The following is a 16,153-nucleotide window of genomic DNA, read 5'->3' on the forward strand; positions in this document are numbered from 1 at the left end:
TGTTATAATACAAGAGGAATAAAATTTTGGAGGAATACAATGTTACAAATTACTAAGGACTTATTAAAAAATACCTATAACTTTGGAGATGAAACTTTAAAGTTATATGATATAGCGATAAAAGATGTAGAAGAACAATTTAAGATCTATGATGAAATAAGGGAGTATAACCAAATCAAAGTATTAAAGGCTTTTCAAGAGGAGAGAATAAGTGATACTCATTTTACTAATTCTTCAGGATATGGTTATGATGATATAGGGAGAGATTCTTTAGATAAAGTATATGCGAGAATATTTAACGCAGAAGCTGCATTAGTTAGGCCACACTTTGTTAACGGAACTCATGCAATAGGAGCTGCACTATTTGGAAATCTTAGACCTGGAGATAAATTACTTGCAGTATCAGGGAAACCTTATGATACTCTTCATAATATTATAGGGATAAGCGGAGAGGAGAAAATAGGCTCTCTTAAGGAATATGGAGTGAATTATGAACAAGTAGACCTTAAAGAAGGTAAATTTGATTTTGAAGCCATTAAGGAAGCTTTAAAAGATAGCTCTGTTAAAGTAATACATATTCAAAGAAGTACAGGTTATGGATGGAGAAATTCATTCCTAGTATCTGAAATTGGAGAAATAATATCTTATATAAAAGATATAAGAGAAGATGTAAATGTATTTGTTGATAATTGTTATGGAGAATTTATAGATGTTATTGAACCTACTGATGTAGGTGCAGATTTAATAGCAGGATCTCTTATAAAGAACATAGGAGGTGGCTTAGCTCCTTCAGGAGGATATATAGTAGGTAAGAAGGAGTTAGTTACTCAAGCAGCTTACAGACTAACTATCCCTGGAATAGGAGGGGAGTGTGGAGCAACATTTGGCCTTATGAGAAGCTTATATCAAGGATTATTCTTAGCTCCTCATGTAGCTATGGAAGCTGTTAAAGGAGCAGTGTTCTGTGCTAGAATAATGGAACTTGCTGGATTTGAAGTGTTACCTAAGTATGATGAAAAGAGAAGTGATATAATTCAATCTATAAAATTTGGTGATCCTAAAAAGGTAATTGATTTCTGTAAGGGAATACAACATGGTTCGCCAATAGACTCTTATGTAGAATGTGAACCATGGGCTATGCCAGGATATAAAGATGAAGTTATAATGGCAGCAGGTGCATTTATACAAGGTGCTTCTATTGAATTATCAGCTGATGCACCTATTAGAGAACCTTATATAGCATATCTTCAAGGTGGATTGACATTTGACCACGCTAAAATAGGTATACTTATAGCACTAAATAATGTATTGAATAAATAAGGACAAGAAAGCCATCTCAAAATATATTTGAGGTGGCTTTTATTATAAATTCATATTATTAGGCATTCTTTTTTTTACAATAAAATATCTATTAGCCGATTTTAATATAATATTTCCTGAGCCTGGAATCTTTTTAAGTAAAATATATATATCATATAGATCAAATGCTGATAAAAGAGCATTAGCATAAGCAATTGATAATAATAACATACTTATATGATTATAAATTATTATGAGAAGTGGAAATATAGTTAGTATAAATAAAGGGGAGATAGCTGCTATAATAAGCCTGAATTTTTTAAGTTCCTTTTTACAATAGCAAAAAGGTGTTAAGTATTTTCTATAAAAACCTAAATAACATTTTTTATTCCAGGTGCTAGTAGGAAAAAATAAGCAGTGAAGCAGCAGATGAATTATAGTTACTACTAGAAAAAACAATAAAAAATATCCTAAAAACCAAATTAAAGATTTAATAAAATTACTATGAAAATTAAAAGTACTGTAACCAATTCCGAAGCAAAAAGGATAATGAATGAGAATCATTATTCTTGATGCATATTTTCTCTGTTTCTTAGGAGAATTACGATCTGCTGAGGTAATTGTGTACTCGCTTGAAATCTCACTTTTGAAATCAGGAAAAGGACCATTAACAAACATAATTTAATCCTCCTTAAAAGAAATAAAAAAAGAACTATATTTAAATATATAGCTCTTTACATAATATTATTACTTAATATTGTCTAAACAATCCAACAAGTTTTCCTAGTATACTACAAGTATCCACAATGATAGGAGACATAGTATCGTTTTCTGGCTGCAATCTAATATGGTCTTTTTCTTTGAAAAATCTCTTTATAGTTGCTTCATCTTCTATAAGGGCTACTACAATTTCACCATTGACTGCGTTGTCAGCCTTTTCGATTATAGCTAAATCACCATCACAAATACCTGCATTTATCATGCTTTCACCAGTAACCTTAAGCATAAACAACTCTCTATCATGTTTAATATAATCTAAGGGAACTGAAAAAGTATCTTCAATATTTTCAGTTGCTAAAATAGGTTGCCCTGCAGTAACTTTTCCTACAATAGGTATTGTTGCCATTTCTCTTTTTGCTGAATTTAATTCCACTATTTCTAAAGCTCTAGGTTTTGTAGGATCTCTTTTAATTAACCCTTTTTTTTCTAGTCTTTTTAAATGTCCATGAACTGTTGAAGTAGATCTTAGTGAAACAGCTTCACAAATTTCTCTAACAGATGGTGGATATCCTTTAGTTTCTGTATAAGTTTTTAGAAAATTATATATATCAGATTGTTTATCTTTACCTTCTACCATGTTAACACCTCTTTAAAATATTATAGCATAACATTAATTGTATATCAAACCTATGTTCTCAAAACCTATGTTCTGTATATAAATTTGATTAATGGGCAATACTTTGTTATAATAAAATTTGATTATTTTAATAGGTGGTGTATTAATATGGCTAAATATACTGAAGATGATTACTGCGATATATACAAAAAGAAAATTTGTGATAATTGCGGAAAGTGTTTAGAGATGGATGGAGTAGATATTAGAGCGATTAATATTGAAGATATAGCTAAGACAGTGGAAGAAAATAAGGTTTTAGAGGAAGAGTACATAAATGAATTAGAAGCTCAAAAGGATGCTTTAGACGAGGAAGTAGATACAACAGATGATTCTTTCTATGATGATTATGATAAATTAAAGGATGCATATAAAGATTTTGCTAAAGAAAATGATTTAGGCGAAGAATATGAAGATGCATTTGACCATATAGATTATTCAACTGAAGAAGAATTATTTGAAGATGGAAATTTAGAAGAAATGACTGAAGAAGTTTTTCCGGGTGTTAGGAAATTAAAGAAAGACATATAGATAATAAGAATAAAATCACCTTCTAATACAAAAAATACATTAGAGATATTTTTGTGTTAGAAGGTGATTTTGTGTTTAAAGAAAGAAAATTTGCTTTGTTTACAATAGTTGTTTTGCTAATTTCTCTATTGTTTAGTGGATGTAATGCCAAAAATACAATAGAGGATGCTGGAAAAAACATTAAGCAAGGGACTGAAAAGGTAAGTGAAGATGCTAAAGATATAGTAAGTAAAATTAAAGATGAATCTATGGGATATAGTAAAGATGAATTAAAAAAAGAATTGGCTAAGAAAGGAATAACATTAGAAAAGCAAGATACTACTAGCCCTTATTTTTCTGTAAAGAGTGAAGATTACAAAATAGTTGGTGGTAGCCTAATTATATATGAGTATAACTTAGAAGATAAAGAAAAGATTATTAGTGATCTAAAAACAGTAACAGAGAATGGGTCTGTTATAAATGGTACTAAAATTAATTGGTTAAAAGCACCTCATATATATAAAAAGGGGAGAGTAGTAGTGATTTACGATGGAGATGACGAAGCTATCAAGACTAATTTAAAAGAGATACTAGGAGAGCCTTTGTTAGGATAAAAAAGAAGAGAGTAGAATCTCTTCTTTTAAAGTTTTGATAAAGGATTTGATTTTACAGCTTCCCTTAAGGAATCATCATCTACGTGAGTATAAATCTGAGTAGTTGAAATACTTTCATGACCTAAGATGTTTTGTAAACTTCTAATATCTACATTGCCGTATTTATACATAAGGGTAGCAGCAGTGTGTCTCAATTTATGAGGGGTATATTTGCCGTCTACGATTCCTGCATTTCCAATATGTTTTTTTACTAAAAGTTCAACAGTTCTTTTATTTATAGCTTTATTTCTACCTGAAATAAATAGATATTTTTTATCTTCTTCAGAAACTTTTGAAACATCTCTGACTTTTAAATAATTATCTAAGGCTTTAAGGCAAGCTTCGTTTAGGTATACAGTTCTTTCTTTATTACCTTTACCTATAATAGTTAATGTATCTCCTTTAATTTTTTCTATGTTGATAGAGCATAATTCTGAAAGTCTCATTCCGCAGTTTAGGAATAAAGTCAATATGCAATAATCTCTATAATAGTTTTTATCGGTAGTATCTAACGAATTTAAAAGTTCTAAGCTTTGATCTAAAGTTAAATAAACTGGCTGTCTTTTATCTAATTTTGGAGATTCTAACTCTAAAGTTGGATTTTCATCGATTACTTTTGCTTTGTTTTGTAAAAATTTAAAGAAGGATTTTAATGCAGCAACTTTTCTAGCTCTAGCGTGAGTGCCGTTTTCTCTTTGTTTTTCTACAAAAGAAAGGTAAGCATAAATATCTGTAAGTTTTATTCCTCTAATAAAATCTTTGGTTATATCGTTTGTAGGAATTTCACCAAACTCTAAAGAGGTATCTTTAATTAAACCTTTATATACCTTTAAAAATCTAAAAAACAAAGTTAAATCAATAGCGTAACCTTTGATTGTGTTGCTGGATTTACCTTTGATGGTCTCTAAATAATTTAAAAAATCTTTTAAGGTTTCAGGATAAGTGCTAGTATCAGCTAGCTCAATACCAAAGGTTTCAGATATATCTGAACCTGTGATAGCTTGTCCATTTCCGTTAGGAGAAAGGTTAAGATTTGAGTTTTTATCCTTAATTTTAGATGCTGTCTTTAAATCTCTATTAAGGCCTAATTCTTTAAGCCAAATTTGTATAGTTCTAACTCCGACACCATAAATATTAGCTAATTCACTGGTGGATAGTTTATGTTTATATGAAAGTATATATAAATCTTCAATAATATATTCATATCCGCGTTCAGCTTCTAAATCATAAAAATTTGAATAAACTTTATGAAGTCTTTTTCGATCAGCGTTGTTCAAGTCAACTTCAAATAGTGAAAGTATTTCTTCAGGATATTCGTAATTTTTATATTTAAAAGTTTTATTTCGTGCTTTATTCATTTTTTTACCTCCATAAATGCCACTTAAAGCCTTGATATCATTATATCACAGCATTTTTTTATAAACAATAACACGAAATGTAATAAATGTATATTTAGCGAAATAACTTTTAGCTGATTTTTAAAGATTTTCTTATAAATTCTTGCGATTATATCAAATCTTTATTGCTGATATTATCTTTATCATAACTTGTGTAACTTCAAAAAACTGTTTTATAACCTAATTGGTTTATATAATTTAAAGATCTTTTGCTAAATGTTTCATTTTGAAATCTAAAAAAATTACATATATCTGTACCTGTTGATTTTTTATAAGAATCTTCAGTTTTACATATTTCTTCAAGCATTTCTCCAGGACTATTTATTGCAAGTTCGTTAATATCTATATCTTTAGCTAATAAATTTATAAAGAAAGGATGAAGCTATTAATAATAAAATTGTAGCAAAAGCAATCTTGCTATTTAGGATTTGTTTTTGCTTTCTATTCCTTTGCGCCTTTTTATTTCTCAATCCTACCACCCGCTTGTTTGTGCGTGTTTTTATTTAATTTAATACTATTACATTTTATTTGGTTTGTAAATTATGTAAGAATATTCTTAGTTATGGATTTTTTAAACGGAGGGAGGAATGAAACTCTAGAACATTATGAAAAAATAAATATTATGAAAAAAATCTAATTTTATTACAAAATATGGGTAAAAAACGCTGATTTCGATTGTGTCAAAAATTATATTCTAACTTTTCTTTATCCCTCACAATTCTACATTTGTATTAAAGTTGGAATTAAAAAAGCGTATAAATTGATGCAGTGTAATTTTATTTAAATTATTAATATATATGTAATTACTTAAATAAAATTATATATTATATAAAAAATTACTTATAATCAATTTTGAAACATATAAGTAATTTTTGATTAAATTGCTAAAATATAAGAAATGAAATGTTTATGAAAATCTATGAAAACAGAGGGAGCAAATAATAAAGTAAATAAAATTTAAGAGAATCATTTTTGATTCCCTTAAATGTATTACATTATTTTACTTTTGAACTTTTCATTACTATATCATTTAAAAAATTAAGAAGATTTTTTGTGTTGTCACAATTAAGTTTATAATAGTTCCAAGTACCCTCTTTTCTGCTAATAACTAAACCGCATTCCATTAATACTTTCATATGGTGAGATAAAGTTGGCTGTGTAAAATTAAATTGGTTTAATATTTCACAAGCACACTTCTCTTTACAAGATAGCATTTCGATTATTTTTAGTCTGTTAGGATCACCTAAAGTTTTAAATATCTTAGCAGTTACTTCGAATTTATTATCCATTCTTTCACCTTTCTTTACACTATTTATATCATTTCAAGCATCTTAAGCACTTCGACAGCTATACTTCTCTCCTTCCCTCTATATGGGAAACAATGAATGTGAATAGCTGGATTAAAGTTAAGTTCTATGATTCCGTAATTTGAATTTTCATGGCTAAAATCTTCTAACATAATGTCAACTCCGCAAATTTTTGCATTAACTGCATTGGCGCATTTAATTGCTATATCCTTAAATTTATCTGGGATTAAATCAGTGTAATCTATACTATCTCCACCAGTACTAATATTAGAATTTTCTCTTAAATAAACTACTTCATCTTTTTTAGGTATATAATCAAAATCTTTATTTTGATTACGTAAGAACAACTGAGCATTTTCATCTAATTGAATTTTTTCTAAAGGTGTCACGTAACCATGGCCTCTTAATGGATCTTGATTTTTAATATGGACTAATTCTCTAATGGATTTAGTGCCATCTCCTAGTACATTAGCTGGTACTCTATGAAGTATTCCTACTACTTTATCTCCTATTACTAAGAACCGATATTCTTTTCCTTTTATAAACTCTTCTAAAAGTACAGTTTTGTCATACTTAAATGCAATTTTAAAAGCTTCTAGAATATCTTCCTCTTTTGCGCCTTTTTTAAAAATGCTTATCCCTGTACCAAAGTTAGTTGATTTGGGTTTTATGACTATAGGTTTATTTACGTATTTTTTTATTCTCTCCCCTGCTTCTTCCATGGAATTAAATTCTTCTCCTTCTGGAACTCTAATACCTTTTCTTTGAAGAATTTTTTTAGTAACTGTTTTGTTTTCCATCATAAGTACCGTAACATAATTATCCTTAGATGTCTTTGTAGCTTGCTTGACATATTCTATTTTATCCTTAAATTTTAAAGAAATAAAGTTATCGCTTCTATCTATGAAATCAACCTTAATACCTCTTTTTATAGATTCTTTTATTAAGATTTGAGTAGAAAGTTCTAAATCTTCATAACCTTGAAACTTAAATCTATTATTGTAAGCTTCTTCTTTATAAACTTTTGCAAGATCTAAATGAGTTTTAATATACCCATTTTCTCTTACATCATTGTAAATTTTATATGCGTAAGTAAGCTTTTCATCCATGATTTTATCTATCATTTCAGTAATGACCTTTGCTTTACCGAGATTTAGTTCATCGTTAATATGCATTACTTCATTTAGAATTTCTAATGCCCAATCTTTTTTAGAAATAGGCTTTCCATCTTTAATCAATGTTACGTCATTGCGCCCTTCTTTAGCTATAATATGCTGATTTTCGAGAGCTTCTTCTTGCCAAGTTTCATAATTAGTTTCGTCTTTTATTAACATAAATAAGTTAAAGATTTGAAGAAAATATAAATCATTTAAACTTATACCACCCTTTTCATAAGGGTTCACATCAATACTTCTATATTCTAAATAATCTATTCCATCTTGAAGTAATGAATTTAATAAATCACTCTTGTTCTTAGGCTTTAATCTAACTTGACTATAAAGTTCCTTTGATGATGTAATAACCTTATCGTCAATGAACTTATTTAAACTGTTAACATAACTATCTACTGATTTATAACTTGGAAATAAGTCAATTTCGTTTTTATAACCACATTCTCCATTTCTATAAGAAAGAGCTCCATCACTAGAAAAACTACAATCTGAAATCTTTTGTAAGCATTTTTTACATTCGTTAAAATAACTTTCATGTACTGTAGAAGTTGAACCTAGTAAATATATAATAAGCCATCTATATCTTAAGAAGTTTCTTGCTACTTTTAGATAAATTCTATCTCTAAAGTCCTTATAGGTTTCTTTTTTTTCGCTTTCATTATACAATCCTGCTATAATATCTTCATTAAAGGAAAAATTAAAATGTATTCCAGAAATAAGTTGTTTCCTTCCACCATATTTGTTCATTAATTTTTCTCTATAAGTTCTAGCAGTTATACCTTCAGGTGAATTATCGTAAATAGCTATAGGTATATCCTTATCCTCTGGAACTATTGAGGGCATTGATTGAGGCCAAAGACATTCATCCCCTATTTCCATAGCGACAATATCATATAGAGAGTTTAAATAATTATAGGTTTCTTCTATTGTATTTAAAGGTGGTGTTATCATTTCAATTTGACTTTCTGAAAAGTCAGTAGTTATATATGGATTTTTTACCTTATCTCCAAAAACTTTTGGATGAGGCTTTAAGGATAAATTTCCATTATCCTCAATTCTTAATGTTTCTCTTTCTATACCATAATTCCCTTTTAGTAATTCACTCGGGCTAAAAATCTTTTTAATTCTCTTTAACATATTTATAATCCTTCCTTATCTTTATTCTATAGACTAAATATGAAACGCTTCCTTTTAATACGCTTGATAAAGTAATGCTAAGCCAAATACCATCAAGTCCTATGAAATTTGTAAATATAAGTGCCATAGGAAGTCTTAAAGCTGTAAAAACAATGCTTATAATAGATGGTATTTTAGGTAATCCAAGTCCGGTAAAAATACCATTAGACACCATCTCCATTGTACTAAATATTTCAGAGAAAGCTATAACAAATAAGTATCTTTTTGCTATTGCTATGGTTTCGGTATCTCTAATAAATAATTTAACCAAGTCTTCTCCCCAAAATATAAATAATAAAGCCATAATAAAAGAATAGGTCATTCCTATTTTTAGAGCTGTATTGTAACCAGCAATTATTCGGTTATACTTTTTTGCACCAAAGTTTTGACCAGTAAAACTTGAAATAGCTCCATTGAGACCACCTATTACCATGTATGTAACAGACTCTATTTCTAATCCTAATTTTTGAGCAGCTATAGCATTAGATCCAAAGGTAGCTGTTATTCTTGCAAGTCCTATATTAATGAGTGTAAATAAAACTCTTTGACAAGACATAGGAAATCCAAGTTTAATTATTTCTACTATCTTCTTATAATCTAACCTTAATTCAAAATTATATTTTAGTGTTTCTTTAAATTTAACTTTGTATATTATAAACATTATAATATTTGCAGCAAGGGTTGCTACGGCAGCTCCAACCACTCCAAACTTCAAAGTATATATAAAGAAAGGATCTAGTATAATGTTTGCTATAAGACCTACCAGATTAATATTAAAGGCATAATGATTATTGCCGTAGCTTCCCATAATTCTCGCATATAACATATTGAAAAATGAGAATAATAATATAGGTCCGTTTACTGCTAAATATAAATAGGAATCTCTTTCTACTGTGGGATTGTTCATATTTAAAAATTCAATAAAGTTTTTCCCTAAGAAAATAAGTACTAAGGCATATAATAATCCTATGATTAAATTAATAACTAATCCTGCATTTATATAGCCTTTTGCTTCTTCTTCGTTCTTTCTTCCTACTGCATGTGCTATCTTTATTCCAGCACCTATAATAACTAAGGAATTAATGGAATAACCAAGTCCTATATAAAAGCTTGAAGATCCAACGCTTGCAACAGCATCGCTTCCAATGCCTCCAACCCAAAACATATCAACTAAGTTGTATGTGAATTGCACCAAAGAACTTCCCATTATAGGTAAAGCTAGTGCAGTCAGAACTGACATTACTTTTCCTTCTGTTAAATCAATTTTCTTCATTTTTTGCTCCTTACATAGATGTGTATCTATATTTAATATAGATAATTATCTATGTATTGTCAATATATTCTTAAGAAGTTTATGTCCTTGAATAAAAATAAACATCCTATCTAATTAATAAGATGTCTATTTTATAGTACTATTAGATTATTTTTTATTTACTATATATATGCCAATGCAGACACAAATTAATGAAATAATATTTTTAATATTAAATACAGATTCATATAAGAATAAAGCAGATAGCAATGATCCGAAGATCGGTATTAAAAAGTTATAAATTGATATCTTACCTGCACTATTATACTTTAATAATATAGTCCATATAGTGAATGCTATAGCAGATAAAGCTGATAAGTAGATAAGTAGAGCTATACCTTCTTTAAGGATAACAACGTTAGGTTGTCCTTCTATAAATGAAATAAGTGTCAATACAAAGCCGCCAATTAATAATTGATATCCTGTTATGGTCATAGCATCACTATCATTAGCAATTTCCTTGCTAATTACTGATCCTACTGAAGAAGATACTGCTGCTAAGATTATAAAGCCTTCTCCAAATAACGAAAAATTATTACTACTACCAGTTGTAGAGCCAAGACTAATTATTATAACGCCAACAAAGCCAATTAAGCTACCAAGAGCTTTTTTTAAGTTTATTTTATCATCCTTAGTTATAAAGTGACAAATAATTATAACTAAAAATGGAGATATCGAGTTTAATATAGATCCTTTTACTCCGGTGGTATTTGAAAGGCCTATGTAAAAAAATATGTACTGAAGAGTAGTTTGAATTAAGCCAAGTAGACTTATCCCCAAAATATTCTTTCTATTTGGAATAATTAATTTCTTGTTTAATAAAATGCCTGCTAATATAGTTAATATACCTGCAAAGAAAAATCTAACTCCAGCAAAAAGCATTTGTCCATATATATTATCAGAAGTTATGGAAAAAAACTTATAGCCTATCTTAACTGCAGGGTATGCACTTCCCCAAAGTAATGTACAAATAATAGCTAAATATAATATATTTATGTTTTTAGTAAAATATGATTTTGTGCTTTTCAATGGTTCTCACTACTTTCTTTTATGGTTATCTCTACTTTTAATTATATTATCTTTGATTCTTTCAAAAGCTTCGTAATATTTTGTAGATTTGAAATTCGGGAAAGCCTTCATAATTCTCTTATCTTGAAATCTTTTGACACTTAAGATGTGTTTTATTTTTTCTGAATAAAATTCACTTTCTTCAAATTTATCAAGTATATTAAATTTAATTTTATCAGTTTTAACCTTAGATGCTTCTATATATTTATTAAAGGCTTCTTGTACCTGTTTAAGCCTGCTATTTAAGGATAATAAGCTATTTACAGTAAATATGGTGTCTACAACTAATATTATTAATAGAATAAGGCTGATAAGGTTAAGTATATTATCATTAACTACAGAAAGTACCTTATTAGTAAATAGGTTTATGTAAAATACAGTAATAACTGATAAGGTTCCAAATACCAAAGCCCCTTCTAAGCATACCCTCCCATTTATATTAAATGATCTATAGGAATAATCCCACCACTTAGCGTGAAATAACTTTTCCATAAGGTAAGAAGTAAGATATTCTAATATTCCAGTTAGCAAAATACTAGATAGAAATAAAGCTAAAATATCTTTAACATCACCTAAGAGAATGATAACAACCAATGCACCAGTTCCATATATAGGACATATTGGTCCATTTAAAAAACCTCTATTTATCAGTTTTTTATCTCTAACAGAACAAAGTGTCGATTCGTAAATCCAACCAATAAAACTATATATAATAAAAAGTAAAAAATAATACGTCATATAATATTCCCCTTAATTCTAATTTATTTTTATATACATTATTACAATACCATAATATCCAACTTTTTCATAATGCAACATGAAGGATGGGTTAATATAATTAAGTTTTTATTTATTAAAAACGTGTAATAAAAAGTTATAAATGGTTAATATTTCTTGATAAATTTATAAAATCCGGTTATAGTTTTTATATACACAAAAATGAAAGGAAGTGTTCAATATGAAAAAATTTATAAAAAAACTAAATTTCTTTTTAATTTTCGCATTTTTATTCACAACTATCTTTACTGTAACTTCACTAAATACTGCTAGTGCTTATAGTATAGATGAAGCAAACTTAGCAAGGTATAATGTGATAAATGACTTTAAAGGGGTGGCTGACTATATCCATGAATATGGGGTTTTGCCAAGTAATTATATTACAAAAGCTAAGGCTAAAAGGCTTGGCTGGAGACCTGGCAGAGATTTATGGCAATATGCTCCTGGTAAGAGTATAGGTGGAGATATATTTACTAATGTAGAAAAATCATTACCAGATGCTAAAGGCAGAGTTTGGCACGAATGCGATATTAACTATAATGGAGGACATAGAGGGGCCGACAGACTACTCTACTCAAATGATGGATTGATTTATGGAACTATAGATCATTATCAAACATTTACTTGTTATTATAGTGGGAAAAATTAATACTAAGGAGAACATAATGAATGAAATTATTTTAGACGGAAGAGAATTTACTAGCAAGAAGGAACTTCATGAAATATTAAAGTCAAAACTTAAACTTCCAGATTACTATGGAAACAATCTAGATGCTCTTTGGGATTGTCTTACAACAGATGTAGAACTACCTATGACTATAGAATGGATTAACTTTAGTAATAGTAAAGAGTTACTTGGAGAATACGCAGAACAAACAAAAAAAGTATTTATGGATGCTTCTGACTTTCTAGAAGAAGACTTAAATATAACTATAAACTAAATAAATATTAAAGCCCTTGATTTAAAATCAAGGGCTTTAATATTCGCATTAATCTGCTAATAACATACAACAGGAGTTCCTGCTTCAATATTTTCAAATATTGTTTTTGCTAACTCAACTGGTGCATTTACACAACCATGTGATCCATTACCTAGATAAGTAGTTGCAACAAAATCTGTTGGTGGCCTCCACCAAGCATCATGAATTCCTATGTTGTTATTAAAAGGCATCCAATAACTAACTGGTGTATTGTAATCTGTTCCTTTTAAGTGTGTATCTTTTTCCTTATATTTAAGGAGATAAACACCAGGTGGAGTTATTGTATCGGCACTTGCCGCATTACCTGTAACAACATTTCCTTCAACTACAAGAGAGCCATTTTTATAAAACCACAAATGTTGTTTAGCTAAATCAACTTCTACATATGTATTTCCTATATCATTTGAGCTATGAGAAGCAGCTTTTTGAGAATATTTTGGTTCTTTAGTTACAGTTTGTCCGTTTTTAATTGTTTCAATTAAATCTTGAGTTTCTGCTGAACCATCAATGTGCCATCCATAATCTCCGCCACTAACTTTTATTGTAGCACCAGATGAATTTTTGAAATCCCTTGTGATCCCAGTAGTATTATATTTATCACCAAGGGAATATACGTAGTTTTTAACTTTACTTTCATTAAAGATTAATTCAAAGTTTCCGTTTACTTCAAGCCAGTTATGTATTGTAGATCCATTTAATTCTACAGATTTATTATCACCAAATGTGTAGTCTATTTTTGATGATACATACTTATCTGCTAAATCTTTTGCATCTAAAACTTCTTTAGAGTTAGCAGTATATTTTGGATTTTCATAAACGTTAGATGAATCCAAATTTAATTCTGTCTTATTATTTTGTATAGCGTCTACTAATGCATCGTGTAAAGCAGTTTTATTAATTTTATTTCCATACACTTCGTCGACTATTTCGTAACCACTTTCAGTATACTTTAAGCTAGCATTTTTAGGTTCAACAATGTTTTTCCCCTTAACACAATCTAATTGGTCTATTTTTTTGTTTAACATTGCATCATCATAAGAAATAATTCCAGATATCTCATTATTATTATTAATGAAAGGTGCAAATATCCATAAAAAAGCATTTTGATTGTCTTTTAATTCTTGAACCTTCCCATCTGAAGTATATTTAAGCCCAAGATCAGAAGCGTTTATCTGCTCTTGAGTGTCGCCTCTTTCCTCTAACTGTAGTGAATATGATTCGATCCTAGATGCTAATAATTTATCTGCTTCCTCTGCAGTCTTACCTGTAATATTAATACCATTAAGTGCAGTGCCAAAATAAAAATGGCTTGTAAAATATATTGATATTCCTAGATATAAAACAAGCAAAGTGCTAAACGAAATTATAATACCTTTAATAAATTTATTGCTTACAAATTTACTGCGTTCACTTCTTTGTCTTCTCATTAACAATTACTCCCTTCCATAAGTTATTATACTAAAACTATAGCAATTTGTCCCACTTTTAAGATATATTTAATATCTTTTTTTTTATTTTTTTTACATGAGCAAATTAGACTTGGATGGGATACTTTAGTTTGGATAACTATCCATAAACTTCATGTCGCTGTTCTTATATGTGGAAGTTAATTTTGTTTTTAAAATATCAATTTATATATGAAAAAACTCTCGATAAATATTTTCGAGAGTTTTTTAAATCCACTTTTTAGTTGTCTATTTAATGTGTTATTAGTCATAACAAATTACAGGAGTTCCTGCTTCAATGTTATCGTAGATTGTACTTGCTAAGCTATATGGAGCATTGACGCAACCGTGTGACCCACCAGATAAATATATGCTTCCACCAAATTCACCTCTCCATGTTGCATCATGAATTCCTATTCCTCCATTAAATGGCATCCAGAAACTAACAGGTTGAGCATAATTGTCACCTCTTAAAACTGCATCTTTTTCTTTGTATTCTAATCTGTAGGTTCCGCTTGGAGTGCCCATTGAATTGCTAACATTTCCAGTTACTACATCTCCATCAGTAATAAGAGATCCATTTCTATAAAACCATAAATGTTGCTGAGCTAAGTTAATTTCAACATAGGTATTTCCTATATCATTAGCATTATGATTTAATGCAGTTTGTGCATATTTAGGCTCTTTAGTTACGGTTTGGCCATTTTTTATAACTGCCACTAAATCTGCCATTTCTTCTTCTTTATTTATACTCCATCCATAGTCTCCACCACTTACTTTGATTTTGGTTCCAGCTGTTGTAGTGAAATCTCTAGATATTCCTACTGTATCGTGCTTATCAGCTAATGATTCAATGTATTTATTCACTTGATTTTTATCAAAAGTAACTTCCATATTATCATTAACATTAAGCCAATTGTGTATGGTTTTCCCATCTAGTACTTCACTGCTATCTCCAAAATTATAAGTAACTTTTGTACTCGCATATTTTCCTAAAGTATCTTTGGCAGCTAAAACTTCTTTAGAATCCTTAGTATATTTAGGTTTTTCATAACAATCTTTATCATCTAGATTTAATGATTTATCCATATTCTTTAGAGCATTTTTTACATTGTCAGATAAAGAAGCACTATTGACTTTATTACCATAAACTTCATCAACTATGGAGTAACCTTCATCGCCATAATTAAAAACTGGACTTTTTGGGTTAGTGACATTTTTACTATCAAAACAAGATAAAGTGGTTAAATGCTTTTTTAGCTTGTCTTCATCGTATGAAATAATATCTTTAGAATCAAAATTTTTGGTAATAAATATACCTGGAATCCAAGCAAAAGGATTTTGCTTATCTTTCATCTTTTGAGTATCCTCAGTCTCATTGTATTTTAACCCTACATCTGAGGCTTTAATTTCTTCATTAGCGTCATTTCTCTCTTCTAATTTTAAAGTGTAAGATTCAATTTCAGACGAAATTTTTTCATTAGCATCTTCTACGGTTTTCCCTGAGACATTAATGCCGTTAATTGTTGAACCAAAATAAAAATGATTCCTAAAATAAATAGAAAATCCTAAATATATAACTAGCAAAATGCAAAGAGAAATAATTATACCTTTCATTTTTTTCTTACATTTACTTTTCTCTTCTTCCACCTAATTAATCCCCC

15 protein-coding genes are annotated in these 16,153 nt (G+C 28.9%); 5 read left to right on the plus strand and 10 right to left on the minus strand.

The features are described from left to right. Positions 1–39: 39 nt before the first annotated feature. Positions 40–1,320 (plus strand): methionine gamma-lyase family protein, encoded by a 1,281-nt coding sequence (locus H9661_RS09235; RefSeq protein ID WP_191768417.1) that lies wholly within the window; start codon positions 40–42, stop codon positions 1,318–1,320. Positions 1,321–1,362: 42 nt separating this feature from the next. On the opposite strand, the gene H9661_RS09240 is transcribed toward H9661_RS09235, so the two are convergent. Beyond that, complete coding sequence (locus H9661_RS09240; protein ID WP_143315192.1) at positions 1,363–1,977, minus strand: DUF3267 domain-containing protein; 615 nt, start codon at positions 1,975–1,977, stop codon at positions 1,363–1,365. Between the two features lie 73 nt (positions 1,978–2,050). Continuing rightward, entirely contained in the window at positions 2,051–2,656 is a 606-nt protein-coding gene (gene lexA, locus H9661_RS09245; RefSeq protein ID WP_143315191.1) for a transcriptional repressor LexA, read from the minus strand. A gap of 147 nt (positions 2,657–2,803) precedes the next feature. On the opposite strand from lexA, the gene H9661_RS09250 reads away from it, so the two are divergent. Both H9661_RS09250 and H9661_RS09255 read left to right on the plus strand, forming a co-directional pair. Continuing rightward, on the plus strand, positions 2,804–3,223 hold the full coding sequence (locus H9661_RS09250) for a hypothetical protein (protein WP_143315190.1): 420 nt from the start codon (positions 2,804–2,806) through the stop codon (positions 3,221–3,223). 71 nt (positions 3,224–3,294) lie between these two features. Continuing rightward, the gene (locus H9661_RS09255) at positions 3,295–3,816 is read left to right on the plus strand and encodes a hypothetical protein (RefSeq protein ID WP_143315189.1); all 522 of its coding nucleotides are present in this window, start codon (positions 3,295–3,297) and stop codon (positions 3,814–3,816) included. 26 nt (positions 3,817–3,842) lie between these two features. Here H9661_RS09255 and H9661_RS09260 read toward each other — a convergent pair whose 3' ends face one another. The 6 genes from H9661_RS09260 to H9661_RS09285 all read right to left on the minus strand — a co-directional run bounded on the left by H9661_RS09260 (position 3,843) and on the right by H9661_RS09285 (position 12,025). Then, the gene (locus H9661_RS09260) at positions 3,843–4,838 is read right to left on the minus strand and encodes a tyrosine recombinase XerC (RefSeq protein ID WP_423738982.1); all 996 of its coding nucleotides are present in this window, start codon (positions 4,836–4,838) and stop codon (positions 3,843–3,845) included. 1,409 nt (positions 4,839–6,247) lie between these two features. Continuing rightward, positions 6,248–6,541, minus strand: a complete 294-nt coding sequence (locus H9661_RS09265; protein ID WP_143315187.1) for an ArsR/SmtB family transcription factor — start codon at positions 6,539–6,541, stop codon at positions 6,248–6,250. Positions 6,542–6,564: 23 nt separating this feature from the next. Next, complete coding sequence (gene gshAB / locus H9661_RS09270) at positions 6,565–8,868, minus strand: bifunctional glutamate--cysteine ligase GshA/glutathione synthetase GshB (protein ID WP_191768419.1); 2,304 nt, start codon at positions 8,866–8,868, stop codon at positions 6,565–6,567. Beyond that, the gene (locus H9661_RS09275) at positions 8,852–10,180 is read right to left on the minus strand and encodes an MATE family efflux transporter (RefSeq protein ID WP_191768421.1); all 1,329 of its coding nucleotides are present in this window, start codon (positions 10,178–10,180) and stop codon (positions 8,852–8,854) included. Before H9661_RS09275 ends, gshAB begins: the two co-directional genes overlap by 17 nt. A 147-nt stretch (positions 10,181–10,327) precedes the next feature. Then, entirely contained in the window at positions 10,328–11,248 is a 921-nt protein-coding gene (locus tag H9661_RS09280) for a DMT family transporter (RefSeq protein ID WP_143315184.1), read from the minus strand. 9 nt (positions 11,249–11,257) lie between these two features. After that, the gene (locus H9661_RS09285; RefSeq protein ID WP_143315183.1) at positions 11,258–12,025 is read right to left on the minus strand and encodes a putative ABC transporter permease; all 768 of its coding nucleotides are present in this window, start codon (positions 12,023–12,025) and stop codon (positions 11,258–11,260) included. A gap of 220 nt (positions 12,026–12,245) precedes the next feature. Here H9661_RS09285 and H9661_RS09290 point away from each other — a divergent pair, with 220 nt between their 5' ends. Both H9661_RS09290 and H9661_RS09295 read left to right on the plus strand, forming a co-directional pair. Further along, positions 12,246–12,713 carry a ribonuclease gene (locus H9661_RS09290; protein WP_191768423.1) on the plus strand — a complete coding sequence of 156 codons (468 nt, stop codon included), beginning with the start codon at positions 12,246–12,248 and terminating at the stop codon, positions 12,711–12,713. A gap of 16 nt (positions 12,714–12,729) precedes the next feature. Beyond that, entirely contained in the window at positions 12,730–13,005 is a 276-nt protein-coding gene (locus H9661_RS09295) for a barstar family protein (RefSeq protein WP_143315181.1), read from the plus strand. A 56-nt stretch (positions 13,006–13,061) separates the two neighbouring features. On the opposite strand, the gene H9661_RS09300 is transcribed toward H9661_RS09295, so the two are convergent. Then, entirely contained in the window at positions 13,062–14,471 is a 1,410-nt protein-coding gene (locus H9661_RS09300) for a L,D-transpeptidase family protein (protein WP_191768425.1), read from the minus strand. A gap of 282 nt (positions 14,472–14,753) precedes the next feature. Beyond that, a complete protein-coding gene (locus H9661_RS09305) occupies positions 14,754–16,139 on the minus strand; it encodes a L,D-transpeptidase family protein (protein WP_243129545.1) in 1,386 nt (461 codons plus the stop codon). Positions 16,140–16,153 lie beyond the last annotated feature (14 nt).

The organism is Clostridium cibarium (assembly GCF_014836335.1).
Taxonomy (GTDB): domain Bacteria; phylum Bacillota; class Clostridia; order Clostridiales; family Clostridiaceae; genus Clostridium; species Clostridium cibarium.

What these genes read in the sequence shown, in the direction of transcription:
- H9661_RS09265 (WP_143315187.1), bottom strand. Translation starts at nt 6,541, where the DNA reads ATGGATAATAAATTCGAAGTAACTGCTAAGATATTTAAAACTTTAGGT.
- H9661_RS09240 (WP_143315192.1), bottom strand. Translation starts at nt 1,977, where the DNA reads ATGTTTGTTAATGGTCCTTTTCCTGATTTCAAAAGTGAGATTTCAAGC.
- H9661_RS09275 (WP_191768421.1), bottom strand. Translation starts at nt 10,180, where the DNA reads ATGAAGAAAATTGATTTAACAGAAGGAAAAGTAATGTCAGTTCTGACT.
- H9661_RS09250 (WP_143315190.1), top strand. Translation starts at nt 2,804, where the DNA reads ATGGCTAAATATACTGAAGATGATTACTGCGATATATACAAAAAGAAA.
- gshAB (WP_191768419.1), bottom strand. Translation starts at nt 8,868, where the DNA reads ATGTTAAAGAGAATTAAAAAGATTTTTAGCCCGAGTGAATTACTAAAA.
- H9661_RS09295 (WP_143315181.1), top strand. Translation starts at nt 12,730, where the DNA reads ATGAATGAAATTATTTTAGACGGAAGAGAATTTACTAGCAAGAAGGAA.
- H9661_RS09285 (WP_143315183.1), bottom strand. Translation starts at nt 12,025, where the DNA reads ATGACGTATTATTTTTTACTTTTTATTATATATAGTTTTATTGGTTGG.
- H9661_RS09290 (WP_191768423.1), top strand. Translation starts at nt 12,246, where the DNA reads ATGAAAAAATTTATAAAAAAACTAAATTTCTTTTTAATTTTCGCATTT.
- H9661_RS09235 (WP_191768417.1), top strand. Translation starts at nt 40, where the DNA reads ATGTTACAAATTACTAAGGACTTATTAAAAAATACCTATAACTTTGGA.
- H9661_RS09300 (WP_191768425.1), bottom strand. Translation starts at nt 14,471, where the DNA reads ATGAGAAGACAAAGAAGTGAACGCAGTAAATTTGTAAGCAATAAATTT.
- lexA (WP_143315191.1), bottom strand. Translation starts at nt 2,656, where the DNA reads ATGGTAGAAGGTAAAGATAAACAATCTGATATATATAATTTTCTAAAA.